Consider the following 25,039-nt stretch of genomic DNA (forward strand, 5'->3'; position numbering starts at 1 on the left):
GACCCGGAAACACGCATCATCCGAATTTCGGATCGAAGGAGAGAAGAATGGCCCCGTATTGGGTCGGCACGAGCTGGAAGATGAACAAGACGCTGGCGGAGGCGCTGCAGTTCGCCGAGGCATTGGCGGCGTTCGTGCCGGGCTTCGATCCGGCGATACAGCCTTTCGTCATTCCGCCCTTCACCGCGGTGCGGCAGGTCAAGGCGGCGCTCGCCAACACCCGCGTCAAGGTTGGCGCCCAGAACATGCATTGGGCCGATGCCGGTGCCTGGACGGGCGAGATTTCGCCGGTGATGCTGAGGGATTGCGGGCTCGACCTGATCGAACTCGGCCATAGCGAGCGTCGTGAGCATTTTGGCGAAACGGACAAGACCGTGGGACTGAAAACCGCAGCGGCAGTCAAGCACGGCTTCGTACCCTTGATTTGTGTCGGCGAGACGCTGGCCGAGCGCGAGGGCGGCCGCGCCGACACAATTCTGACCGCGCAGGTCTTGGGCGCGCTGCAGGGTCTCGCAAACAATGAGTTGTCGGCAGAGATACTCTTTGCCTATGAACCGGTGTGGGCGATCGGCGAGAAAGGCATTCCGGCCAGCGCCGACTATGCCGACAAGCAGCAGGCGCTGATCAAGCAGGTCGCAGCAACCCGGTTGCCGACCGCCCCGCTTGTGCTCTACGGCGGCAGCGTCAATCCCGGCAACGCGGCTGAACTGATTGGCCAGCCGCGTATCGATGGGCTGTTCATCGGCCGCTCGGCATGGCAAGCGGAAGGCTATATCGACATTCTCAAAAAGGCGTCGGCCGCCATCGCGCGCTGACCACGAAAACGAAGGAGTTCATTGCCATGAAGATCGCACTCGGAGCCGACAGCGCCGGCAAGCCGCTGCTCGATGTCATCGCCAAGCATCTCGCCACCAAGCCAGAACTGCAGGTCGTCGATCTCAGCCAGGCCGGATTCTACGCCGATATTGCCGCTGCGGTCGGCCACGAAATTGTCGACGGCAATTACGACCGCGCCATCCTGTTTTGCGGCACCGGCATCGGCGTCAGCATCTCGGCCAACAAGGTGCCCGGAATCCGTGCCGCGCTAACCCACGACACCTATTCGGCGGAACGCGCTGCGAAATCCAACAATGCCCAGATCATCACCATGGGTGCGCGCGTCATCGGCCCCGAACTGGCCAAATCGATCGCCGACGCCTGGCTGGCCTCGGAGTTCGATCCGAACGGTCCCTCTGCCGCCAACGTGCAGGCTGTCGACAAGCTCGACGCGAAGCGCTGAGGATCCGCTCCCGACCTAGCCGGTCAAGGCGATCCGCATCGCCTCGATGACGGTTACGGCGGACGCCGCGCCTGGATCCATATGGCCAAGCGAGCGTTCGCCGAGGCGGGAGGCCCGGCCCTTGGTGGCGATCATCGCCTTGGTCGCCTCCGCGCCGGCCTTTGCCGCCTCGGCTGCAGCCGCGAGGCTGCCGGCCAGCCCCTTGCCGGCGGCCAGTGCCTCGCCCGCAGCCGTCGCGGCCGGCGCCCACGCATCGATCATCGTCTTTTCCCCAGGCTCGGCCTTGCCGCGATCCTGAATGCCTCTGGCCATCGCTTGGAACATAGCGACCGCGTCGGCGTCGTCGAGCGTCGCCTTGCCCTTGACGGCGGCCGCGCCGCGCATGAATGCCGTGGCATAGAGCGGGCCCGAGGAGGCGCCGACGGCGTTGAGGAACGACTTCGCCGCCGTGTTCAGCAAGATGGTCGGATCGGTGGTCCCGTCGTCCAATGCGGCCACCGCGTCGCGTGCCGCGGCAAATCCCAACTCCATGGCAATGCCGTGGTCGGCATCGCCGATCACCCCGTCAAGCGCGCACAACCGGTCCCGGTCGGCTGACATGGCGTCGGCGATGGCAACGAACATCGCGGCAAGGCGGGTGGTGTCGATTGTTGTCATCTGTTGTTCCTTGCCGTCCCCAGTTTACCCGGCGCGAAACATGGCGCAGTCGCAAGGGTGGTCGAGCATCGTTTGCAACTCGTCGTCGAGGTGGTGCAGCGTGATCGAAGCGCCGGCCATTTCGAGCGAGGTGCAGTAATTGCCGACCCAGCTTGCGTGAATGGATACACCGATATCGTCAAGCCGCTGCTTCACGCGCCGGTTCATGATGTAGAGTTCCATCAGCGGTGTCGAACCCAGCGAATTGACCAGCACGGCGACCTTCTCGCCGCGTGCCGGCGCCATCTCGGCGAGAATCCTGTCCAACATTTCGTCGGTGATCTCGTCGGCCGTTTTGAGTTTTCCGCGTGCGATGCCGGGTTCGCCATGGATGCCCATGCCGATCTCCATCTCGTCGGGTCCGATTTCGAAATTCGGCCGGCGGGTTTGCGGCAACGAACAGGGCGCCAATGCGACGCCCATGGTAAAGGTGTGGTCGTTGGCTTTCCCGGCAATGCGTTCGCATTCATCGAAAGACAACATGCGGTCGCAGGCGGCGCCTGCCGCCTTGAAGATGAAGAAGTTCCCTGCGACACCGCGCCGCTTGTGCCTGTCACCAACGGGCGCGGAAGCGACGTCGTCGGTGCTCAGCACCGTGCGCACCTCGATGTCGTCCATCGCGGCCATCTCGGCCGCCATGTCGAAATTCATGACGTCGCCGGCATAGTTGCCGTACATGAACAGCACACCGGCGCCGCCGCTCGCCGCCTTGGCGCATTCGAGGATCGGGTCGGGCGGCGGAGAGGCGAAGACATTGCCGATCGCCGCCGCGTCGGCCAGCCCCTTGCCGACGAAGCCGAGAAAACTCGGCTCGTGGCCCGAGCCGCCACCAATGACGAGGCCTACCTTGCCTTGGCGCGGTCCATCGCGGGCGATGATCGAGCGCGGGCTTCCGTCAACGGCTTTGAGATGGCGGGGATGCGCAGCCAGGATGCCTTCCAGCATCTCGTCGACGGCCCGATTGCCGTCATTGATGATCTTCTTGGTTTGCACCAACGTCCTCCCGATTTGGTATTTTCATAGGTGATACCGGGCGTTATCAGGCTGCCTTCGGGCGAGGGCAGGGGCGCGATGCCCACCAAACTGCCTCGATCGGCTTCGTAGCTGTTACCAGCCGTTCTGGCAGAAGCTAAGCGGACCGAAGTGCGCGGACAATGGCGCTGTAGTGTACAAGATCGCACCACGGCTTAGAAAAGGCGGTGGCTCCCCGGGCCGGATTCGAACCAGCGACCAACCGGTTAACAGCCGGTTGCTCTACCACTGAGCTACCGGGGAATAGAGGCTCTCATGTGAGTGGCGCAGCCTATAGCAAACCCTTTTCGGCTTTGCAAAGAAGCATTTCGCATTTTTTAGCGCATTTTCACCCAATGGTTTCTGGGGGCAATCGCCGGATGACACCACATATGAGCCGTCTTGGGCGCCGTCGGACCTTGGTCGGCGGAACCTGAACGGCGATTGCAGCCTTTAGCGCATATGGCTTTATCGAAGGCAACCGGATCGACTTTCGACATGACTGCAGCAGACGAAAACCAGGCACCGGCGCGGAAAATCTCGGTGTTCGGGCGCGAGTTCACCATGCCGCGCTCGCGCGGGCTGAGGATCGCCATCGGTATCGTTCTGGTGTTTTTCGGCCTTCTCGGCTTCCTGCCGATTCTCGGCTTTTGGATGATTCCGCTCGGCCTTTTGGTGCTTTCCTACGAATTTGCCGCGGTGCGCCGCCTGCGGCGCCGGTTCGTCGTCTGGTGGGAACGGCGTCGCCGGCCAAGTTGAAAGCGATGGCGCGCGATCCCGGAGCGGCCGCTTCGCTTTTCCAGCCCGTCGCAGATTTCCCCCTCAAGATCTCCTTGAGAACGGCAACTGCTGGTGCCAGCCGCGCGCGATATGCGGTGAAAGCCGGTTTGCACCCGCTGCGTAAAGCTGCGGGTTCGAGTTTCGCCGGTCGCGCAGCCATGCTTGACGAGCGGCCAATATGCCGGTGCGCCAAGCGCTGAAATCGCTCGGGAACCACGTTGCGGCGGCTGATGAGGAAAGCGCGCCGGAATGCCGCGCGGACGCTTGACGACCTTTCGCTGCCACCATATTGAGTTCGCTCGCCGGGAGCGATGAGGCCTCGTGGCGGAGTGGTTACGCAGAGGACTGCAAATCCTTGCACCCCGGTTCGATTCCGGGCGAGGCCTCCAGTCGCTTCAGCTCCCGCATGTCGGGGGCTTGAGTTCCGGGCGAATGCGCCGCAGTGTCGGCGCGACAAGCGCATTTCAGCGCATTGGCTTTTTGACGGATTGGTTGGGACATGAGCGCTGATTTTTCCGAACTTCGCGTCAAGATGGTCGACGGCCAGGTCCGCACCACGGATGTGACCGACGCAGCATTGCTCGATGCCATGCTTGCCGTGCCGCGCGAGGCCTTTGTCGGGGCCGGCCAACAGGCTCTCGCCTATATTGACGAGGATATCCGCATCTCCGACGGCACCAATGGCAGCGGTGCGCGCTACCTCATGGAGCCGTCGCCATTGGCCAAGCTTTTGCAGTTGGCCGAGATCGACGCTGGCGATTCGGTGCTCGATGTCGGCTGCGGCACCGGGTATTCCGCGGCGCTGCTGTCCAGGTTGGCCAAATCCGTCGTGGCGCTGGAAAGCGATACAGCACTGGCGGAAGCAGCCAAAGCGGCGCTTTCGGCGCAGGGCTGCGATAACGTCACGGTGGTCACCGGCCCACTGCCGCAAGGTCATGCCGCCAAGGCGCCCTACAATGTGATTCTCATCGGCGGCAGCGTCGAGAAAGTGCCTGCGGCGCTGCTTGACCAGCTTGCCGAAGGCGGCCGGCTGGTGGCTGTGGAAGGGCAGGGCAATGCGGGCGTAGCCCGGCTCTTTTTCAACGCAGGGGGGGTTGTAACCGGAAGACGGGCATTTAATGCGGCAATTAAGCCACTACCCGGATTTGAACGCATTCATGCCTTCGAGTTCTAAGTGATTTTGCCTTGCAGCAAAGACTCTGTCATGTTGGCTTACGATTGAACAATCGTTGCTGATTGGTTAACCGGGGTTTCGGGAGCTGTCAGCGGGGGAACGATAGATCGACGCGGCGCTGGCCGATCCCTAGGGATGGGCTGGCGTGGCGTGGTTCCCGTGCAAAACGAATGAGGGATATAAAGTGCCGTCCTTAGCCAAGAGTCTGTTTGTTACCGTCCTCATTTCCGCGACAGCGCTTTCGCCGATAGCCGCCTCGGCGGAAACCATTCTCGGCGCGCTTTCCAAGGCCTACCAGAACAATTCCTCGCTGAATTCGGCCCGTGCCGGCGTGCGCGTCACCGATGAGGGCGTGGCGATCGCCAAGTCGGGCTATCGCCCGGTGATCACTGGTTCGGCTGACATCGATTACACCTCCAGGCACCTAAACGGCAGGAACGCGAGCCTGGCATTGACCACCGGCAGCTTCGGCGTTCGGATTGACCAGACGCTGTTCGACGGCTTCCAGACCAAGAACAGGGTCGCGTCGGCCGCTGCACAGGTGAGGGCCTCGGTCGAGGGCCTGCGCAACACCGAAGAGAACACGCTGTTCAACGCGGCGAGCGCCTATATGGACGTGATTCGCGACCGCCAGGTGGCGGTGCTGACCGAACAGAATCTGCAGTTCCTGACCGAGCAGGCGCGCGCGGCACGCTCGCGCTTCGAGGTCGGCGAGGGCACGCGCACCGATGTGGCGCAGGCCGACGCGTCTCGTTCGGCCGCGGTGGCGCAATTGAGTGCTGCCCGTGCGCAGGCTCTGGCCAGTGCGGCAACCTATCATCAGATCGTCGGTGACGAGCCGGGCAAGCTCAAGGCCGCGTCGCCGTTGGCGAAGCTGTTGCCGAGGAGTCTCGAGGCGGCGATCGGCATTGCATCGAACGAGCATCCGGCCATCCTGGCCGCCCTACATTCCGTCGATGCAGCGGGATTTGATGTAAAGACGCAGGAAGGTGCGTTGCTGCCGCAGTTGACTGCCAGTGCCGGCCTTTCCCATGCCTATCAAAATACTGTACCTGGCGCGGGGAATTCGGACGGCGACTCCAATGCCGCCACGGTCGGCGCGACGCTGACCGTTCCGATCTATTCGGGCGGCCGTACCTCCGCACTCGTTCGTCAGTCGAAGGAATCGCTCAGCCAGGCTCGCATCGAGGTGGATGTCAGCCGTGACTCGGTGCGCCAGGCCGTGACCTCGGCATGGACGCAATACATCGCAGCGCGGGAAAGCGTCGACGCTAATCGGCAGGTGATCGCGGCCGCACAGTTGGCGCTCAACGGCGTCATCGAGGAGCGCAATGTCGGACAGCGCACCACGCTCGACGTGTTGAATGCCCAGAACGCCGTCATCTCGGCAAAGATCGACCTCGCCAGCTCCGAGCGCGATGTGGTTGTAGCCAGCTACGCCATCCTGTCGGCCATGGGCCGCCTGTCGGCCGATCGCCTGGCGTTGAATGTGGTGAAGTACAAGCCTGAAGAGCACTACAGAGCCGTCAAGGACAAATGGATCGGGCTGCGTACGCCGGACGGTCGTTGAGCCCACCTGGGCGGCTCAAATCCCGCCAGGGTTGAAGCATTTCACGCCGCGCTTCCCATGGATGCGCGGCGTTTGTCTTTTGTAGCCTAAATTGTTGAAATCCGGCGTCTTCCGAGATTGGGGATTCTCGGATGGCGATCCGTCGGCTACGCTGTCGCCATGATTCGTATCCGGCTTTGCCGGACAGGAATCCAGGAACGGGTCACTACAGCGCCACGCGTCCGATGGATGCGCAAAGGACGCTGTAGAACTTTGATTTGCGCCTGATCCTCTTCGAAAATCGAAAATCGATTTTCGGGATCATGCGCGGGGGCGGCGGATGTGACGATGGCGACGGCAAGCAGCGCACAGCGCGAACCTTCCATGGAAGAAATACTGGCTTCCATCAGGAGGATCATCGAAGACAGCGACACCGGCCGCAAGCTGCCGGGCGACGCCGATGAGTTGCGCCAGGACCTTGTGCCGGCCGCCGGGCCTGTTTCGGATGTCGAGGCATTCCGCAGCGAATTGCACAGCTCGACCGAAAGCAAGAAGCCGGTGACGCTGGCCGAGGTGCAGGCCCAACTGGCCGAGCCGGTGGTTGCGCGGCCGGAGCCGCGCTCCGAGCCGTCGCCAGTGAAGCCTGCCATTGCGGCAAATGCCACGACCGCCGCGCCACCCGCGCATGCTCCGATGACCCTGGCGGAAGTGAGCGCCAGGATAGCCAGCGAGCCTGCTCCCGCCGTCAGGGCAGAAGCTGCAGTGCGGGCAAAGGCGGAAACCACCGACTCGATCGTCACTGATTGGCGCCGCGAAATCGCGGCGGTTGGCAATCAGACAAAACCGGCTGAGACAGTACGGCAGCCGGAGATCAGGCAGCCAGAGACTGAAAATCGGCAGGCAGCAATCGCGGAGGTCGAGGCTTTCGAAGACGATCTCGCTGCCGAGCCGGCTTTCGAGGCTCATCCTTCGCGCAGCGAGCACGCGCGCCCGGCCGATACAACTCCGGTTCGGTCGGCGATCGTTTCGGAACATACGGGACGGCAGGTCGCAGCCGCCTTCGGCGAGCTCTCCGACGCCTTCGCCAGCCGCAGCAAGAAGACCGTCGACGAGATGGCCGAGGAGATGCTGCGGCCGATGTTGCAGGACTGGCTGGACAACAATCTGCCGACGCTGGTCGAGCGCCTGGTACGCGAAGAAATCGAGCGCGTCGCGCGCGGCGCGCAGTAGACATCACCATAGCCCGTTCCGGATTAAGGCGCCGCCTTCGGGCGACGCTTTCGCTGCAGGTCAGCTTCCGGCCGATGTCGCGAACACGATCAGGTTACCGTCGGGATCGCTGACGATGAAGGTGCAGGCATGGCCTTCCCGTTGAAATGACCAGGGCCCCGCCTATTTGCGTTGAAGGACTGAGGCCGCCCTCGCGGTTGACTTGGCCAAAACCTTCCGATTTACACCGGGTCAGCAAAACTCCCGACCGCGCGGACCATTTTCCCATGCTTGAAAAGACCTACGACGCCAAGACCGTCGAGCCCAGGATCGCCAAAATCTGGGAAGAGGCGGACGCATTTCGCGCCGGCGCCGGCGCCGAGGAGGGGGCGGAGGCCTTCACCATCGTCATCCCGCCGCCCAACGTCACCGGCTCGCTGCATATGGGCCATGCACTCAACAACACGCTGCAGGACATACTCGTGCGCTTCGAGCGCATGCGCGGCAAAAACGTGCTGTGGCAGCCCGGCATGGATCATGCCGGCATCGCCACGCAGATGGTGGTCGAACGCCAGCTGATGGAAAAGCAGATACATCGCCGCGATCTCACCCGCGAACAGTTCATCGACAAGGTCTGGGAGTGGAAGGCCGAGTCCGGCGGCGCCATTTTCAACCAGCTGAAGCGGCTCGGCGCCTCGGCGGACTGGTCGCGCGAACGCTTCACCATGGATGAAGGCCTGTCCAAGGCCGTGCTCGAAGTTTTTGTCAGCCTCTACAAGGAAGGGCTGATCTACAAGGACAAGCGCCTTGTGAACTGGGACCCGAAGCTGTTGACGGCGATCTCCGACCTGGAGGTCGAGCCGCAGGAGGTCAATGGCAATCTCTGGCACTTCCGCTATCCGATCGAGGGCGAGATTTTCGATCCGGAAAATCCTGGGACATTCATCACCGTGGCGACGACACGGCCCGAGACGATGCTGGGCGATACGGCAGTCGCCGTGCACCCGGACGACGAGCGCTACCGGCATCTGGTCGGCAAGAATGTCGTGTTGCCGATCGTCGGCCGGAAAATTCCGGTTGTGGCTGACGAGTATTCCGACCCGGAAAAGGGTTCCGGCGCCGTCAAGATCACGCCGGCGCACGACTTCAACGATTTCGAGGTTGGCAAGCGCCACAAGCTGCCGGCGATCAACATCCTGACCATCGAGGCGGCAATAACGCTCAGGGATAACGAGGATTTTCTCGCCGGGCTCGACGTGACGCCGGAGCGCCAGGCCGTCTGGGACGAGCTCGACGGTCTCGACCGTTTCGTCGCGCGCAAGAAAATCGTCGAGCTGATGGAGGCCGGCGGCTTCCTCGACAAGATCGAGCCGCATCGCCACGCCGTGCCGCATGGCGACCGCGGCGGCGTGCCGATCGAGCCGTTTCTGACCGAGCAGTGGTATGCAAACGCCGCCGAGCTGGCCAAGCCGGCGATCGCATCGGTGCGCGAAGGCCGTAGCAACTTCGTGCCCAAGAACTGGGAAAAGACCTATTTCGACTGGATGGAGAACATCCAGCCCTGGTGTATTTCACGCCAGCTATGGTGGGGTCACCAGATCCCGGCCTGGTACGGGCCGGACGGCCGGGTCTTCGTCGAGAAGACCGAGGAAGAGGCGCTGGGCGCCGCGATCGAATATTATCTGGCGCTGGAAGGTCCATGGAAGGCCTGGGTCGAGGACAAGCTCGAGACCTTCAAGCCGGGCGAGATCCTGAGCCGCGACGAGGACGTGCTCGACACCTGGTTCTCGTCGGCGCTTTGGCCGTTCTCGACACTGGGCTGGCCGGATCACACGCCGGAGCTGAAAACCTATTACCAGACCGACGTGCTGGTGACCGGTTTCGACATCATCTTCTTCTGGGTCGCCCGGATGATGATGATGGGCCTGCATTTCATGCACGAGGAGCCGTTCCACACCGTCTATGTGCATGCGCTGGTGCGCGACAAGAACGGGCAGAAGATGTCGAAGTCGAAAGGCAACGTCATCGATCCGCTCGACCTCATCGACGAGTTTGGTGCTGACGCACTGCGCTTCACGCTGACGGTGATGGCGGCGCAGGGGCGCAACGTAAAACTCGATCCGGCGCGCATCGCCGGCTACCGCAATTTCGGCACCAAGCTGTGGAACGCGACACGCTTTGCCGAGATGAACGAGGTCGCGCGCAATGACGATTTTTGGCTGAACGACGCCAAGTTGCCGGTCAACCGCTGGATCCTGACCGAATTGACCCGGGCGTCGCACGCGATCACCGAGGGCATCACCTCATACCGCTTCAACGAGGCGGCAGGGGCTGCCTACCGCTTCGTCTGGAACCTGTTTTGCGACTGGTATCTCGAACTGCTCAAGCCGGTGTTCATGGGCACTGACGAGGCGGCCAAAGCCGAAAGCCGCGCCTGCGTCGCCTTCGTGCTCGACGAGATCTACAAGCTGCTTCACCCGATGATGCCGTTCATGACCGAGGAGTTGTGGGCGCAGACGGCGGGCGAGGGCCGGACGCGCGCAACGCTGCTTTGCCACGCCGCCTGGCCGTCGCCGGACTTCGAGGACGCGGACGCGGCCGCCGACATCAACTGGCTGGTCGATCTGGTGTCCGGCATCCGCTCCGTGCGCTCCGAAATGAACGTGCCGCCGGCGGCGATCGCACCGTTGGTGGTGGTTGGCGCCAGCGTCGAGACCCGGCAGAGGCTCGACCGCCATGCGTCCGCCATCAAGCGGCTGGCGCGGGTCGGCGATATCTCGCTGGAGGACGCGGCACCCAAGGGCTCGGCCCAGATCGTGGTCAACGAGGCGACGGTCTGCCTGCCGCTCGGCAGCCTGATCGATCTCTCCGCCGAGGCGGCGCGGCTGCAGAAAGAACTGGCCAAGGTGACCGAGGAAATCGCGCGGTTGCACAAGAAGCTGTCGAATGAACGGTTCGTCGCCAGCGCGCCGGAAGAGATCGTCGCGGCCGAGCGCGAAAAACTCGACGAATACCGCGATCAGCAGGAGAAGCTTTCGGTGGCGTTGACCAGGGTGCGCGACGCTGGTTGAGCGCTGGATTCGCAAGGCGCCGGCAAGTGCTTGGCGGCGGTTCTTTTGCTCGAACAACAGGCATTCCGTAAGGTTAATATTGACGTAAACGGAAAGTTTCAGCCCCATTGTTGCCATAATGTAACAATCGGGCCAAATAGCTCCGAAAGGGCTTGTTTTTGAGGTTTTTGTGACGGGTTTCACAGAATTCTTTCGCTGATCTGCCCCCGGAAAGTCGTTTTTCGGCCTTGCTTCGGAACCAGCCGCTGTGCCGGAAAGGCAGCCGCCTCAGGTGTACATGTACGCTATGTGAATTCATTGTTGCGCCGTTAACCCGAATTGGTTCTAGCTTGACCCACTAGTATTTCGGGGAGGATATCCATGAACAATCTGCGTTTTAAAACACTGCTGGGGGCGGGGTGTTTTTCGCTGGGCTTGATCGGTTCCGTACATGCCGGCGGCATCGAGCGCGGTGGCTACGACATCGACCTTCTGTTCGATCCGGCGCGCTTCGCCACCGAAGCCGAGGCGACCTACGTGATGCCTGAGCGCAAGCTCAAGAATGCCGTCGACGGCAACGCGACGCTCAACTTCAAAAGCACAGCTGATGACAGCGAAGGCTACTGGGTGCCGCGCATAGGCTTCAAGGCCGAGGTGGTTAAAGACGTCGACTGCATGGCTGACTATTCGCAGCCTTGGGGCGCGCATACGAATCCTGGCATCTGGAACGGCTCTTTCTCCAACATCGAAACCGATATCAAGAGCAATAATTACGCAGCCACCTGCTCCTACAAAATGGATGCCGGCAAGGGCCAGCTACGTTTTATCGGCGGTGTCTTTTACCAAGAAGTCTATGGTTTCAAGGAAAGCTTCATCACGCCGCTGGCGCCTGGCGCCGTTGGCCGCGTTGACCTAAAGGGTACCGGCTGGGGCTGGCGCGCCGGCCTTGCTTATGAGATCCCCGAAATCGCGCTGCGTGCCAGCCTCGTTTATAACTCGCAGGTCAAGTTGGACAATCTTGAGGGTACGCTCGACCTATCGCAAGTCGGCCAGGGTAAACCTGACATCTACGGTTCCGCGTCTATGCCGGATTCGGTGGAATTGAAGCTTCAGTCAGGCATCGCGCCTGGCTGGCTCGCTTTCGGCTCGATCAAATGGGTCAACTGGAGTGTGCTGCAGAGCATTCCGATCTGCTCGCAAGCAACCAAGGGCCTTGCACCTTGCACGACGATTTCCCCATTTCCAGTTAGGCTAACCTCGCTCGACCTGATGTACCGCGATGGCTGGACGGTGACCTCCGGCATCGGCCACAAGTTCAATGAGCAGTGGAGTGGTGCCGCCCAGCTATCTTGGGATCGCGGCACGTCGCACGGTGTTGGCTCGCAGACCGATACCTGGACGCTCGGTGGCGGCGTCGCTTACACGCCAACCGCCAACATCGAAGTGCGGTTGGCCGGCGCGGTTGGTGTACTGACCAGTGGTCACTCAGGCACGTTGACTGACGAGAATGGCTATGAGGCCGGTACCGACGTCAGCTACGACTTCGGCAACGATCTGGTCACGGCAATTTCGGGCGGCGTCAAGATCAAGTTCTAAGGCTCTGAAAATTATAACGAAAGGCCGGGTATAGCCCGGCCTTTTTGTTTTGTGGGTGGACCATCGAGCGATGACGGAAAACTTGGTATTGCAAATCCGTCGCATCACTTTCACCTCTCGCAATTGTGACGTTTTGGCAACAGTTCCCGACCAACCCCCGCGCTACAGCCTCGCCCGAAGAAATTGCCCATTTCCCGCCATAAACCCGGCGCACCTCGAATTCGTCTCGGGACACGCGCCACAAGGCTCGGCGATGAGGCAGGCCGCACCGCCCGCGGCAAGGAAGAGAATGGACGCCAAAGTCATTTCCAAGGCCAAGCTGCCTAGCCGCCATGTGACCGTCGGTCCGGCGCGTGCGCCGCACCGTTCGTATCTCTATGCCATGGGCCTGTCTGCCGCCGAGATCGCGCAGCCGCTGGTCGGCGTTGCCTCCTGCTGGAACGAGGCGGCGCCTTGCAACATCTCGCTGATGCGCCAGGCGCAAGTGGTCAAGAAAGGCGTCGCGGCCGCCAACGGCACGCCGCGCGAATTCTGCACCATCACCGTCACCGACGGCATCGCCATGGGCCACCAGGGCATGAAGTCGTCGCTGGTGTCGCGCGATGTCATCGCCGATTCGGTCGAACTCACCATGCGCGGACATTGCTACGATGCGCTGGTCGGCCTTGCCGGCTGCGACAAGTCGCTGCCCGGCATGATGATGGCCATGGTGCGGCTCAACGTGCCGTCGATCTTCATCTATGGCGGCTCGATCCTGCCGGGCTCCTATCGCGGCCGCCAGATCACCGTGCAGGACGTGTTCGAGGCGGTCGGCCAGCATTCGGTCGGCACGGTCAGCGATGCCGAACTGCTCGAGATCGAGCAGGCGGCGTGTCCGTCCGCCGGCTCCTGCGGGGCCCAGTTCACAGCCAACACTATGGCCACCGTCGCCGAGGCGATCGGCCTGGCGCTGCCGTACTCCTGCGGCGCGCCGGCGCCCTACGAGATGCGCGACCGCTTCAATTTCGCCTCCGGCGAAAAGATCATGGAGCTGATCGCCAAGAACATCCGGCCGCGCGACGTCGTCACGCTGAAGGCGCTGGAGAATGCGGCGACCGTGGTCTCGGCCACCGGCGGCTCGACCAATGCGGCTTTGCACCTGCCGGCGATCGCGCATGAGGCAGGCATCAAGTTCGACCTGTTCGACGTTGCCGCGATTTTCGAGAAGACGCCCTACATCGCCGACCTCAAGCCGGGCGGCAAATATGTCGCCAAGGACATGTTCGAGGCCGGCGGCATTCCGCTGTTGATGAAGACGCTGCTCGACCACGGCTATCTCCATGGCGACTGCATGACCGTGACTGGCCGTACTTTGGCCGAAAACATGGAGCATGTTGCCTGGAATGATAGCCAGGATGTGGTCCGTCCCGCCAACCGACCAATCACCCAAACCGGCGGTGTCGTGGGCTTGAAGGGCAACCTTGCCCCCGAAGGCGCGATCGTGAAGGTCGCGGGCATGACGGAGCTGAAATTCTCAGGTCCGGCACGGTGTTTCGATTCGGAAGAGGAATGTTTCGAGGCGGTCACGCACCGCAACTACCGGGAAGGCGAGGTTCTCGTCATCCGTTACGAAGGTCCGCGCGGCGGCCCGGGCATGCGCGAGATGCTGTCGACGACGGCGGCGCTCTACGGCCAGGGCATGGGCGGCAAGGTCGCTCTCATCACCGACGGTCGTTTCTCGGGCGCGACGCGCGGTTTCTGCATCGGTCATGTCGGGCCCGAAGCTGCCGTTGGCGGCCCGATCGGGCTCTTGAAAGACGGCGATGTGATTTCGATCGATGCAACCAAAGGCACGATCGAGGTCGACCTGTCCGAGGCCGAACTGGCAACGCGGGCGAAGGCCTGGAAGGCGCGCACGACCGACTATCAGTCGGGCGCGATCTGGAAATACGCACAAACGGTAGGGCCTGCCCGCGACGGCGCGGTCACCCATCCGGGCGGTGCCAAAGAAACACATTGCTATGCGGATATCTGAGTTGTTGAGGTCGTCTGTCCTTCCGGCACTGGTCGCTGTTGCGATCTTTGGCGCCGTGGGCCAGGCCATGGCCTTCGACGACAAGGTGTTCGACGACAAGACCGGCGTGAAGCCGCAATCGAGCCCATGGGCCGTGTTCCAGTTCGGCTTCTCCGCTTACAAGAGCGGCCACAAGGAACAGGCGGTCGAGGCCTATAAATACGCCGCCGAGAACGGCCAGATCGGCGCCACCTGGAAGCTCGCGCGCATGTACGCCGAAGGCGACGGCGTGACGCGCGACGACTATGCGGCCTTCAAATTCTTCTCCGAGATCGTCGATCAGGATGTCGAGCCGGGATCGCCGGAGGAAAGCTATGTCTCCGACGCGCTGGTGGCGCTGGGCGACTATCTCCGGACAGGTATCCCCGGCAGCCCGGTCGAGGAAAACGAGGTCGCGGCGCAGGAATATTACATGCGCGCGGCCGCCAACTACCGCAACCCGAACGCCCAGTTCGAGATGGGCCAGATGTTTTTGAAGGGCGAGGGCGGCGTCAAGGCCAGCGTCAAGCAGGCCGGCCGCTGGTTCCAACTCGCCGCCGAAAAAGGCCATGCCGGCGCCCAGGCGACGCTCGGCAATCTTCTGTTCCAGAGCGGCAAGATCGTGCGCGGGCTGGCCATGATGACCGCCGCGCTCGAACGCGCCTCGCCGAGCGACCAGCCGTGGATCCGCGGCATGCAGGAAGAGGCATTTGCCGCCGCCGGCGAAGCCGACCGCCGCACGGCGATTTCGCTTGCCGACGATCTTCTCACCAAGGGTGGTGACGACCAGTGAAATTGCCAATCTCCCCCCTTGAGGGGGGAGATTAGCTCACATCCATCAGTTCTCGGTGAGTTCCGCCGGCACCGCTCTGTGTACCGGCATCGAGATCGGCGTGACGTGCAGATGCGGCTTAATCGTGCTGTCGGGACAGGTATCGCCGATCTTGGTCCATGAGGTGTTGTTGAGCACCAGGTCGCAGCGGGCCATATGGCTCTTGTCTGAAACCGTCAGGCAGGTGACCTGGCCGACTTGGTAGGACTTGCCATTGGCCAGGCACTGCTGGTCGGCAAGTGCCGCTGCAGGGGAGGCCATGGCAAATGCCAGGCCGATTGGACAAAGGAGGAATCGTAGTGCCATGGAACCCCAGCCGCCATGCTGATCTCTGACTGAATGGCGCGATTGTGGCGATATCAGGGTTTCGGCTGATCAAGCCGGCAGCAGCGCCAGATCGATCGCCACCGGCACGTGGTCGGAAGGTTTTTCCCAGGCGCGCACATGCTTTTCGATCGAGGCCGAGGAAAAGCGGTTGGCCGCTTCGGGCGACAGCAGCAGATGGTCGATGCGGATGCCGTTGTTCTTCTGCCAGGCGCCGGCCTGGTAATCCCAGAAGGTATAGACATCGGCCGCATCGGTGACGGCGCGCACCGCCTCGGTAAAGCCGAGATTCTTCAGTCGCCGGAAGGCCTGCCGGGTCTGCGGCTGGAACAGCGCATCGCCAAGCCAGTTCTCGGGGAAGCGCGCATCGACCGGCTCGGGGATGACATTGTAGTCGCCGGCCAGCACCAGCGCCTCCTCCAGAAGCAGCCGCTGCTCGGCCCAGCGATGCAGCCGCTCCATCCAGGCCAGCTTGTAAGGAAATTTCTTCTCGTCATCGATGGGATTGCCGTTGGGCAGATAGAGCGAGGCGACGCGCAGCGCGCCCTGGTCGGTCGAGAACACGCCCTCGATGAAGCGCGCCTGCTCGTCGGCGTCATCACCGGGCAGGCCTCTGATAACCTCGTCGAACGGAAGTTTCGACAGTAGGGCGACGCCGTTAAAGCCCTTCTGGCCATGGGTTTCCACGTTGTAGCCAAGCGCCTCGATCTCGGCGCGCGGGAACTGCTCGTCGACCGACTTGATCTCCTGCAGGCAGACGATGTCGGGCTGGCTTTCGCTCAGCCAGTGGGTGAGGTTGCCTATGCGGGCGCGAATGCCGTTTATGTTCCAGGTAACGATTTTCATGGGCGGCCTCAGGGATGTTCGGGCGAAAGACGTTCGACAAGCCCGATCGTATTGCCTGCCGGGTCCTTTAGAAAGGCCATCCACTCGCTTTCCCCTGCCGTTCCGAACGTGCCTTCGGTGTCGTTGTGGACGAGCGCCGGCGGTGCGGTGAAGGGAACGCCGGACGCTTTCGCCTCGGCGTGGAAGGCTTCGAGCCCGGCTATATCGAGATAGACGGTGCCGGCCGGAACGCCATCGGTGAACAGCAACCTGATATCACCGGCCATGATGAAGGCGATGCCCGGCGGATCGTAGCGGGCATGAACGCTGAGGCCGAGCACATCGTGCCAGAAGGCTAGCGTGACGTCGAGGTCGCGCCCGGCCGACAGTGCGACCTGACGGACCGCGCCGACGCCGGACATCTGCCTAGATGGAGAAACTGGTGCCGCAGCCGCAGGAGGCGACTGCATTGGGGTTGCGGATCTGGAACGACTGGCCCATCAGATCGTCGACGAAGTCGATCACCGAGCCGCCCATATAGACCAGCGACAAATCGTCGATCAGCACGGTGGCGCCGTCCTTTTCGATGGCGACGTCGTCGTCATTGCGCGTATCGACCAGGTCGAACTTGTAGGAAAAGCCGGAGCAGCCGCCGCCCTCTACGGAGACGCGCAGCGCCGTCTTGCCGGCCTCGCCAGAGACGATTTTCGCAATCCGCTTGGCGGCGGCGCCGGTCATCTCGACTTTCATGGCAGTCTTGGCATCAGCGCCCATGGGCGTCACCTTGCTTTCGGTTTCACATGATAGGTATGAAGCGGGAAGGGGCAAGTCAACTGCGGCGGCATCAGCCATGACAAATGAGCTTGGCGACATTGGGTTCGGCTATCGGCCGCGCGCGGCCTATGCCAGCGACCCAGCCAGGTCGCGCGGGCGGCTCTATGACGAGGTCGAGAGCCCGACTCGCACGCCATTCCAGCGCGACCGCGACCGTATCATTCATTCGACTGCCTTCCGCCGCCTGAAGCACAAGACGCAGGTGTTCGTCGCCCATGAAGGAGATCACTACCGCACCCGGCTGACGCATTCGATCGAGGTGGCGCAGATTGCGCGGGCTCTGGCGCGAGCGCTGCGCGGCGACGAGGATCTGGCCGAGGCGGTCGCCTTGGTGCACGATTTCGGTCACACGCCGTTCGGCCATACCGGCGAGGACGCGCTGAACGAGCGGATGGCCCAATGGGGCGGCTTCGACCACAATGCGCAGTCGCTGCGCGTGGTGACGCGGCTGGAGCGGCGCTATGCCGAGTTCGACGGGCTAAACCTGACCTGGGAAACGCTGGAAGGGCTGGTCAAGCACAATGGGCCGCTGACAGATGCCAAGGGAAAAGGGCTCAAAGGCCCGGTGCCGCAGGCGATCCGCGACTATTCCGAGCTGCACGACCTCGAACTCGACCATTTCGCCGGCATCGAGGCGCAATGTGCTGCGATCGCCGACGATATCGCCTACAACACCCATGACATCGACGACGGCCTGCGCTCCGGCTTCCTGACCTTGGACATGCTGGAAACGGTGGCGCTGCCGGGATCGATCCTGGCAAGCGTGCGCGCGCGCTATCCGGGCCTGGACGATGTGCGCACCGGCCATGAGCTGATGCGCCGGCAGATCACGATGATGGTCGAGGATGTCATTGTTTCCACCAGCGCCAATCTTGAGCGCATCAAGCCTGACAGCGCCGAAGCGGTGCGGGCGGCGGGCGAAACGATGGTGACCTTTTCCGCTGACGTGGCGGCGACCGAGAAGGAATTGAAGACCTTTCTCTACAAGCATCTCTACCGGCATGACGAGGTGATGCGCGTGCGCACTCAGGCCGAGCAGATCGTGCGCGACCTGTTCGATGTCTACTACGCCGATCCGCGCGCCATGCCGGACGGCTGGCGGGAGGGGCTCGACCGGGCGGAGGACCGCATCAGGGCGCGCAGCGTCGCCGATTTCCTCGCGGGGATGACGGATACCTACGCCTTGAAGGAACACCGCCGTCTGTTTGACCATACGCCCGATTTAAGCTAGGGCGGGCGCGATTTGCCGGCGAATGAGCCGGTTCCCCTGCACAGTCCGCCAGAGCAAGACCCATGAACATCTTCGCCGATTTCAGCGCGCGAATCACAAAAGCCGTCGAAGCGCTTGATTTGAAAGACAGTAATGGCGTTTCGCCCGACCTGTCGCGCATCGCCGTCGAGCCGCCGCGCGACGCCAGCCATGGCGATCTCGCCACCAATGCGGCGATGGTACTGGCCAAGCCGACAGGGCACAACCCGCGGGCGCTGGCCGAGCGGCTGGTGGAAGTGCTGCGCAGCGACGCCGATGTTGCCGAAGCCGACGTCGCCGGTCCCGGCTTCGTCAATCTCCGGCTCAAGGACGCTTTCTGGCAGGCACATCTGACCGCGGTGCTCGGCGAGGGGCAAAACTACGGCCGCTCGACCATTGGTGGCGGCAAGAAGACCAATGTCGAATATGTCTCGGCCAATCCGACCGGGCCGATGCATGTCGGCCATTGCCGGGGCGCGGTTGTCGGCGACACGCTCGCCAATCTGATGGCCTTCGCCGGCTATGACGTCACCAAGGAATACATCATCAACGACGCCGGCGCGCAGATCGACGTGCTCGGGCGTTCGGCCTTCCTGCGCTACCGCGAAGCGCTGGGCGACGACATTGGCGAGATACCGGCCGGCCTCTATCCCGGCGATTACCTTGTGCCGGTCGGTCAGGCGCTGGCTGCCGAATTTGGCCGCAAGCTCTTGCAGATGCCCGACGATGAGTCGCTGGCAATCGTCAAGGACCGCACGATCGACGCCATGATGGTGATGATCCGCGAGGATCTGGCGTTGCTCAATGTGCATCACGACGTTTTCTTCTCCGAGCGCACGCTGCATGCCGACAATGCCAAAAAAATCCGCTCGGCGATCAACGATCTGACGCTGAAAGGCCATATCTACAAGGGCAAGCTACCGCCGCCCAAGGGCGAGAAGCCGGACGACTGGGAAGACCGCGAGCAGACGCTGTTTCGCTCGACGGCGGTCGGCGACGACATGGACCGGGCGCTGGTCAAGTCCGACGGCTCGTTCACCTATTTCGCCGCCGACGTCGCCTATCTCAAGGACAAGGTCGACCGCGGTTTCGTCGGCCTGATCTATGTCCTGGGCGCCGACCATGGCGGCTACGTCAAGCGGCTGGAAGCGCTGGCGCGGGCGATTGCAGGCGATGATCTGAAGCTGCAACTCACGGTGCTGCTGTGCAATCTGGTGAAGCTGTTTCGCGATGGCGAACCGGTTCGGATGTCGAAGCGGTCGGGCGACTTCGTGACCTTGCGCGAAGCGGTGGAGGAGGTGGGCCGCGATGCGATCCGCTTCATGATGCTCTACCGCAAGAGCGACGCGCCGCTCGACTTCGATTTCGCCAAGGTCACCGAACAGTCCAAGGACAATCCCGTGTTCTACGTGCAGTACGCTTCGGCGCGCTGTCATTCGGTGTTCCGGCAGGCGAGCGAGCAACTGGGCGAGGCCAATTTCGACCGCAACAGCCTGGCCGCGGCCTCGGCGTCGCTCACCGATGAGGGCGAGATTGGCCTGATCCGGAAGCTGGCTGAATATCCAAGGCTGATCGAATCCGCGGCCCTTGCGCTGGAGCCGCACCGGCTGGCATTCTACCTCTACGATCTGGCTTCCACCTTCCATGGACACTGGAATCGGGGCACCGAGAATGCCGACTTACGTTTTGTTAAGGTTAACGACCGACAATTGACTCATGCCAGACTAGGGCTGGTGCAGGCTGTTTCGGATGTTTTGACCTCCGGCCTGACGCTGATTGGGGCTGATGCGCCCACTGAGATGCGTTAGGTTTAACTAAAACACCTGTCACCATTTGCCCACATTGCGCTGGTAAGGGCCAACCCTACGCGACGTCCATGGCGTCCGAATGAGTGCGAGTTCGGGAACAATAATGGCAGACAGAACCCAGCTGAGAGTAGCCGACAACAACGACATCGCCGAAGATGATCCGTTCGCTGAACTGACCAGGATCATGGGTTTCGATCCGCGCCAGCCGGTCAAGCCGCAGGCGCCAGCCGTCGAGACGGCTGCGGACGAGGGCGATTTCGACATCGACCTCGAGAAGGAGTTGATGGGCGAATTCGGCGATGAAGTCGGTTCCATGGAGGCCAGCCAGCCAGCTCCCGAGGTTCACCAGCCTGCCGCTGAGCCCTACGAACCTGCTGCCGAGATTCGCGAGCCGGAAACCACCGATGCCGCGATGGACGATGCGCTGGCTGCTTCGCTGGAATATGATTTCGTCTTCGACGATGCCGCCGATCTGGATTTCGGCGCTGCCCCGCAGGCTGCGGCTGCTCCCGTTGAACCCTCGTTTGCCGAACCTTCGTTTGCCGAGCCCGCATTCGACGAAGCTGCATTCGACGATGATTTCGACAATGCCGTCGCCAGCTCGCTGGAAAACGTATCGCCGCTCGAAGACGACCTGCCGATGGATGACGACCTTGCCGCTTCGCTCGAGCAGGGGTTGCTGCTCGATGACGGCGCGACCGTCGCCCATGCCGCAGATGTCGCGCAGGTTGCTGCTGCGCCTGCCGACGATCTCGCGTTCGACGATGATTTCGACAATGCCGTCTCGATGTCGCTGGAAGACGAGCTGACGCTGGACGGTCCTGCGCCGGCGCAGGACCAGTATGCCGCGCCAGTAGCCGAGGCGCCGGTCGTCGGCGCCGCCGACCACGCTGTTGCCGACGAGGATTTTGCGGTTCATTTCGATGACGCGATGGCCGATGTCGACATGGACTTTGCAGCCGAGCATTTCGAGCCTCAGGCTTTCGAGGCTCAGCCTGTTGAGGCCGAGGATCCGGAAGAGCGCGATCTGGATGTCAGCGATCTGCAGGTCAGCGCGCCGGTTGAGATGGATGCGCCGGAAGTGGACGAGACGCCGGCCTGGACCGTGGAGGCCAGCCCCTCTCATGAGACTGCGCACGAAGCATTCGACGATTTCGATCTGAGCATCGATGATGCGCTTGCCGATCACGAGCCGGTGGCCGAGACCGCACCCGCTCCGGTTCAGCCAACTCCGGTCGCACCAGCCTATGTGGCGCCTACCAATATGGCGACCCCGGCCGCTCCGGTCGCTGACGAACGGACGTTGGAAGATGAACTCAACGCGCTGCTTGGCGCCATGACCACACCACGCCCGGCGCCAGTCGCCCCGATTCCGGTGGTCACCGAGCCCACCAGGGCTGCCGCCATCGAGCCCACCAGGACTTATGAGCCGGTTGCCCCGGTGCAGCGGTCCGTCGCGACGCCGGTCGCTCCGGTCGATAATCTCGACTGGGACCTAGACGAACACGCGCCTGCTCCTCAGGAGGCCCAGGCGGACGATGCCGATTTCGACGATCTGCTTGCCGGCGAACTTGAAGGCCATGTGCCCGAGATCGAGTTCGATGATCACGCCTTCGACGCGGCGCTGGCCAAGGGCATCGATCTCGGTCATGACGATACGGCAGCACCGGTCGCTGGCGATTGGCGCTCGACGCCGCCGGAGCCGGCGCGTTCGTGGAGCCGCGTGACTCCCACCCCGGCCCAGCCTTCCTTTGCAGCGCAGCCGCAACCTTCTTTTGCAGCGCAGCCGCAAGCTTCTTTTGCAGAAAAGCCGTCCATGCCGCCGGCGGCAGCGCCAAGCTATCGCGACCAGCCGGTTGCCGCTGCTGCCTATGTGGCGCCGACGCCATCGCGCCAGGCGCCGCCTCAGGCCTATGACGAGATGCCGGATGTCGAGACGGTCGATGTGCCGGAGCGTGTGGTGGCGATTGCCGACGACCTCGACATTCCAGAGCTCAGCTTCGAGCAAGACGAGCCGGCCGCCTATGACGACATCGACGCCGAATTCGCCGGCATGCTCAACGACATGAACGCGGTGGAAGTGGCGCCGCCCACTGCCGCACGCAGTGCCGGCTATGATGACGATTCCTACAGTTCCGGCTTCAGTTCGGGCCACGAGCTCGACCAGCGCGCCTATGCGGCGCGGCCAGCCGAAGTGCTTGCAGCCACGCAAGCTCACCACGCCGATGCCGCCGGCGGCTTTGACATGGACGATCTGCCCGGCAGCCAGCCGGTTTCGCAGGCCGACGATTTCGCGGTCGACGAACTCGACTACGATCCGGATCTGGACGAGGCAATGGCGGTGCCGGGCCTCGCCGAGCAGGAAGCCGCACGGCCGCGCAGGAGCGGCCTGCTGGTCGCGGGGGTCGTTGCTGCGGTTGCGATTGCCGGCGGCCTTGGCGCCTTCGCCTTGTCGTTCGGCGGCAAGGGCGGCAGCGATGCGCCGGTCATTGTCAAGGCCGACAACAGGCCGATCAAGGTCAAGCCCGAAAATCCGGGCGGCGCCGTGGTGCCGAACCAGGACAACAAGGTTTATGATGCGGTCGCCAAGGGCACCAAGCCGGCCGAGCCGGTTCAGGAGAAGCTAGTCACCAACACCGAAGAGCCGGTAGATGTGAAGGCGCAGGAGCCTGAAAGCCGCGTCGTCGATCTGTCGCCCGACGATACCGACGCTGCCCCAGGCCCCGACGCTGCCGGCAACCCCGACGCTGCCGTCAACCCCGACGCGGCTGTCGCGCCGGCGCCAAAATCCGAGGACCGCATCGCGCAGGTGCTGCAGGAAGCCGACAAGAACCCCGATACCGTCGCCGTTGCCCCGCGCAAGGTGCGGACCATGGTGGTCAAGCCCGACGGCTCGTTGGTGGCCCGCGAGGACTCGACGCCGGCCGCGCCACAGGTTGCGGCGACTGAGCCGCTTGACCCGGCGCCGCAGCACGTCGCCCCTTCGGCCGATGCCGAGCAGACCGGCACCGTGGCGCCTGCCGATCAGGCAAATAGCGACCAGGCAAGTGCCGAGACCGCCAAGCCGGTCAAGCCGGTGAAGCCGGCGGCCACGCCGAAGGCTGAGACCCAGTCCGCCAACACGCCGCAGACGGTTGCCGTGGCGCCGCAGCGCCCGTCCGACCAGCCGGTCGACGTGGTCGGCGAGGTCAAGCCCGACCAGGTTGCCTCCATTCCGGCGACGGCTTCGACATCGGGCGGTTCGTGGTCGATGCAGATCGCTTCGCAGCCGACGGTGGAAAGCGCCCAGGCCAACTACGCCGACCTGCAGCGCCGCTATGGAAATGTGCTCGCCGGTCGCACCGCCAACATCGTCAAGGCGGAGATCGCCGGCAAGGGCACCTTCTACCGTGTCCGGGTGCCTGCGCAATCGCGCAACGATGCGATCAATCTGTGCACCAGCTACAAGGCTGCCGGAGGCAACTGCTTCGTGTCGCGGTAAAAAGCTGATCCAATCATCAAGGCCGGCGCGATCCTGGATCGCGCCGGCCTTTTTCATGTGGATGGGCGAAAGGTCCAGGCGCTTGCCGTCCGGGGTGATTCCCTTTGGAGGCGCGAAGCCCTAGACTGGTGGAATGACCGAATCAAAATCCATGATCCTCGGCTGTGCCGGGAAATCGCTGACCCGCGAAGAAATCCGTTTCTATCGCAATGAATGCCCGTGGGGCTTCATCCTGTTTGCGCGCAACATCGGCGAGACCGAGCAGATCCGCGATCTGGTCGCCGAAATGCGCGACTGTATCGGGCGACCCGATGCGCTGGTGTTCATCGACCAGGAAGGCGGAAGGGTGCAGCGGCTGCGGCCGCCGCTGGCGCCGAACTATCCCGCCGGCGGCGCGCTCGGCGAATTGTGGCGCAAGGACCATGATGCCGGCACCAGGGCTGCCTGGCTGATGGCGCGGCTGCACGCCTTCGACCTGTTGCGCTACGGTATCTCTGCCGATTGCCTGCCGGTGCTGGACGTGCCGATCGAGGGCGCCAGCGACGTCATCGGCGCGCGCGCCTATGGCAAGGAGCCGCGCCCGGTCATCGAACTCGGCCGCGCGGCGGCGGAAGGGCTGATGTCGGGCGGCGTGCTGCCGGTCATGAAGCACATTCCGGGCCATGGACGCGCCTTTGCCGACACGCACTTCGAACTGCCTGTGGTCGATGCCTCCCTGAGCGACCTGCAGCGGCATGATTTCGCCCCTTTCCGCGAGCTTAGCCATCTGCCGATGGCGATGACGGCGCATGTCGTCTACAGCGCCATCGATCCGAACAACCCAGCGACCACCTCAGGCAAGGTCATCGACGAGATCATCCGCCGCGAGATCGGCTTCGACGGGCTGTTGATGAGCGATGACACCTCGATGAAGGCACTTTCTGGGGATTTCCCGACAAAGGCGGCCTCGATCCTTGCGGCGGGCTGCGATCTGGTCCTTCACTGCAATGGCGATTTCGAGGAGATGGCGGGCATCGCATCGCGAACCACGGGACTTGAAGGGACGTCGCTGGAGCGCGCCAAGCGGGCGCTGACCTATATAAGGGATCGCGACCGGGCCGACGAAACCGAGATACGCGCCGAGTTTGCCACCTATTTCGATGCGGTGGCCTAGAGACGGATGATTTCAGGTCTGTTCGACCTGAAATCTGAATCCGTCTCTAAATTAGACAGAGAGAGCATGATGTCGTCCGAAAACCGCTTCACACTTTTCGGCATCATGCTCTAACCAGAGGTAAAGGAACAAGTGGCGGAGACATTGGACAGCAAGG

Annotated in this window: 21 protein-coding genes and 2 tRNA genes; 15 read left to right on the forward strand and 8 right to left on the reverse strand. The window is 62.8% G+C overall.

All coding sequences use genetic code 11. The features are described 5' to 3' along the window. The first annotated feature begins 47 nt into the window (after positions 1–47). Positions 48–815, forward strand: a complete 768-nt coding sequence (locus NKJ75_RS09815; protein ID WP_023744771.1) for a triose-phosphate isomerase — start codon at positions 48–50, stop codon at positions 813–815. A gap of 26 nt (positions 816–841) precedes the next feature. After that, positions 842–1,279: a D-erythrulose-4-phosphate isomerase gene (gene derI / locus NKJ75_RS09820; protein ID WP_023672592.1), complete on the forward strand. Its 438-nt coding sequence runs from the start codon at positions 842–844 to the stop codon at positions 1,277–1,279. Positions 1,280–1,294: 15 nt separating this feature from the next. On the opposite strand, the gene dhaL is transcribed toward derI, so the two are convergent. From dhaL to NKJ75_RS09835, 3 genes are all read right to left on the reverse strand, one after another. Further along, complete coding sequence (gene dhaL, locus NKJ75_RS09825; RefSeq protein ID WP_023744772.1) at positions 1,295–1,936, reverse strand: dihydroxyacetone kinase subunit DhaL; 642 nt, start codon at positions 1,934–1,936, stop codon at positions 1,295–1,297. A 24-nt stretch (positions 1,937–1,960) separates the two neighbouring features. After that, entirely contained in the window at positions 1,961–2,968 is a 1,008-nt protein-coding gene (locus NKJ75_RS09830; protein WP_023667709.1) for a dihydroxyacetone kinase subunit DhaK, read from the reverse strand. 207 nt (positions 2,969–3,175) lie between these two features. Next, a tRNA-Asn gene (locus tag NKJ75_RS09835) sits at positions 3,176–3,250 on the reverse strand. 234 nt (positions 3,251–3,484) lie between these two features. Here NKJ75_RS09835 and NKJ75_RS09840 point away from each other — a divergent pair. From NKJ75_RS09840 to NKJ75_RS09855, 4 genes are all read left to right on the forward strand, one after another. Then, a complete protein-coding gene (locus NKJ75_RS09840) occupies positions 3,485–3,745 on the forward strand; it encodes a PGPGW domain-containing protein (RefSeq protein WP_031203994.1) in 261 nt (86 codons plus the stop codon). A 336-nt stretch (positions 3,746–4,081) separates the two neighbouring features. Further along, a tRNA-Cys gene (locus NKJ75_RS09845) sits at positions 4,082–4,155 on the forward strand. Positions 4,156–4,265: 110 nt separating this feature from the next. Continuing rightward, complete coding sequence (locus tag NKJ75_RS09850) at positions 4,266–4,940, forward strand: protein-L-isoaspartate O-methyltransferase family protein (RefSeq protein WP_023744773.1); 675 nt, start codon at positions 4,266–4,268, stop codon at positions 4,938–4,940. 184 nt (positions 4,941–5,124) lie between these two features. Beyond that, positions 5,125–6,510: a TolC family outer membrane protein gene (locus tag NKJ75_RS09855; protein ID WP_023667706.1), complete on the forward strand. Its 1,386-nt coding sequence runs from the start codon at positions 5,125–5,127 to the stop codon at positions 6,508–6,510. Positions 6,511–6,656: 146 nt separating this feature from the next. On the opposite strand, the gene NKJ75_RS09860 is transcribed toward NKJ75_RS09855, so the two are convergent. Beyond that, on the reverse strand, positions 6,657–6,896 hold the full coding sequence (locus tag NKJ75_RS09860) for a hypothetical protein (protein WP_196814986.1): 240 nt from the start codon (positions 6,894–6,896) through the stop codon (positions 6,657–6,659). On the opposite strand from NKJ75_RS09860, the gene NKJ75_RS09865 reads away from it, so the two are divergent. The 5 genes from NKJ75_RS09865 to NKJ75_RS09885 all read left to right on the forward strand — a co-directional run bounded on the left by NKJ75_RS09865 (position 6,838) and on the right by NKJ75_RS09885 (position 15,169). Then, complete coding sequence (locus NKJ75_RS09865; protein WP_023833794.1) at positions 6,838–7,719, forward strand: PopZ family protein; 882 nt, start codon at positions 6,838–6,840, stop codon at positions 7,717–7,719. The genes NKJ75_RS09860 and NKJ75_RS09865 overlap by 59 nt on opposite strands. Positions 7,720–7,985: 266 nt before the next feature. Continuing rightward, the gene (locus NKJ75_RS09870; protein WP_352499610.1) at positions 7,986–10,769 is read left to right on the forward strand and encodes a valine--tRNA ligase; all 2,784 of its coding nucleotides are present in this window, start codon (positions 7,986–7,988) and stop codon (positions 10,767–10,769) included. A 360-nt stretch (positions 10,770–11,129) separates the two neighbouring features. After that, the gene (locus tag NKJ75_RS09875; protein WP_023701680.1) at positions 11,130–12,344 is read left to right on the forward strand and encodes an OmpP1/FadL family transporter; all 1,215 of its coding nucleotides are present in this window, start codon (positions 11,130–11,132) and stop codon (positions 12,342–12,344) included. 289 nt (positions 12,345–12,633) lie between these two features. After that, positions 12,634–14,358 (forward strand): dihydroxy-acid dehydratase, encoded by a 1,725-nt coding sequence (ilvD, locus tag NKJ75_RS09880; RefSeq protein ID WP_023706010.1) that lies wholly within the window; start codon positions 12,634–12,636, stop codon positions 14,356–14,358. Further along, positions 14,345–15,169: a tetratricopeptide repeat protein gene (locus tag NKJ75_RS09885; protein WP_023714413.1), complete on the forward strand. Its 825-nt coding sequence runs from the start codon at positions 14,345–14,347 to the stop codon at positions 15,167–15,169. The genes ilvD and NKJ75_RS09885 overlap by 14 nt, the downstream gene beginning before the upstream one ends. 45 nt (positions 15,170–15,214) lie before the next feature. Here the strand turns inward: NKJ75_RS09885 and NKJ75_RS09890 are convergent, their stop codons facing one another. The 4 genes from NKJ75_RS09890 to erpA form a co-directional block, all read right to left on the reverse strand. Then, positions 15,215–15,469, reverse strand: coding sequence for a hypothetical protein (locus NKJ75_RS09890; RefSeq protein ID WP_245259994.1), 255 nt, complete (start codon positions 15,467–15,469; stop codon positions 15,215–15,217). 114 nt (positions 15,470–15,583) lie between these two features. Beyond that, complete coding sequence (gene xth, locus NKJ75_RS09895) at positions 15,584–16,378, reverse strand: exodeoxyribonuclease III (RefSeq protein WP_023667698.1); 795 nt, start codon at positions 16,376–16,378, stop codon at positions 15,584–15,586. Positions 16,379–16,386: 8 nt separating this feature from the next. Then, positions 16,387–16,779 carry a VOC family protein gene (locus NKJ75_RS09900; RefSeq protein ID WP_023681658.1) on the reverse strand — a complete coding sequence of 131 codons (393 nt, stop codon included), beginning with the start codon at positions 16,777–16,779 and terminating at the stop codon, positions 16,387–16,389. Positions 16,780–16,783: 4 nt separating this feature from the next. Beyond that, the gene (gene erpA, locus NKJ75_RS09905; protein WP_352499611.1) at positions 16,784–17,131 is read right to left on the reverse strand and encodes an iron-sulfur cluster insertion protein ErpA; all 348 of its coding nucleotides are present in this window, start codon (positions 17,129–17,131) and stop codon (positions 16,784–16,786) included. A gap of 76 nt (positions 17,132–17,207) precedes the next feature. On the opposite strand from erpA, the gene NKJ75_RS09910 reads away from it, so the two are divergent. The 4 genes from NKJ75_RS09910 to nagZ all read left to right on the forward strand — a co-directional run bounded on the left by NKJ75_RS09910 (position 17,208) and on the right by nagZ (position 24,882). Then, positions 17,208–18,422: a deoxyguanosinetriphosphate triphosphohydrolase gene (locus NKJ75_RS09910; protein ID WP_352499612.1), complete on the forward strand. Its 1,215-nt coding sequence runs from the start codon at positions 17,208–17,210 to the stop codon at positions 18,420–18,422. Between the two features lie 62 nt (positions 18,423–18,484). Next, positions 18,485–20,248: an arginine--tRNA ligase gene (gene argS, locus NKJ75_RS09915; protein ID WP_023833793.1), complete on the forward strand. Its 1,764-nt coding sequence runs from the start codon at positions 18,485–18,487 to the stop codon at positions 20,246–20,248. Positions 20,249–20,351: 103 nt separating this feature from the next. After that, complete coding sequence (locus tag NKJ75_RS09920; protein WP_352499613.1) at positions 20,352–23,729, forward strand: SPOR domain-containing protein; 3,378 nt, start codon at positions 20,352–20,354, stop codon at positions 23,727–23,729. Between the two features lie 133 nt (positions 23,730–23,862). Then, positions 23,863–24,882 carry a beta-N-acetylhexosaminidase gene (nagZ, locus tag NKJ75_RS09925; protein ID WP_352499614.1) on the forward strand — a complete coding sequence of 340 codons (1,020 nt, stop codon included), beginning with the start codon at positions 23,863–23,865 and terminating at the stop codon, positions 24,880–24,882. Positions 24,883–25,039 lie beyond the last annotated feature (157 nt).

The sequence above is a fragment of the Mesorhizobium sp. M0058 genome, assembly GCF_040323095.1.
Classification (GTDB): Bacteria; Pseudomonadota; Alphaproteobacteria; order Rhizobiales; family Rhizobiaceae; genus Mesorhizobium.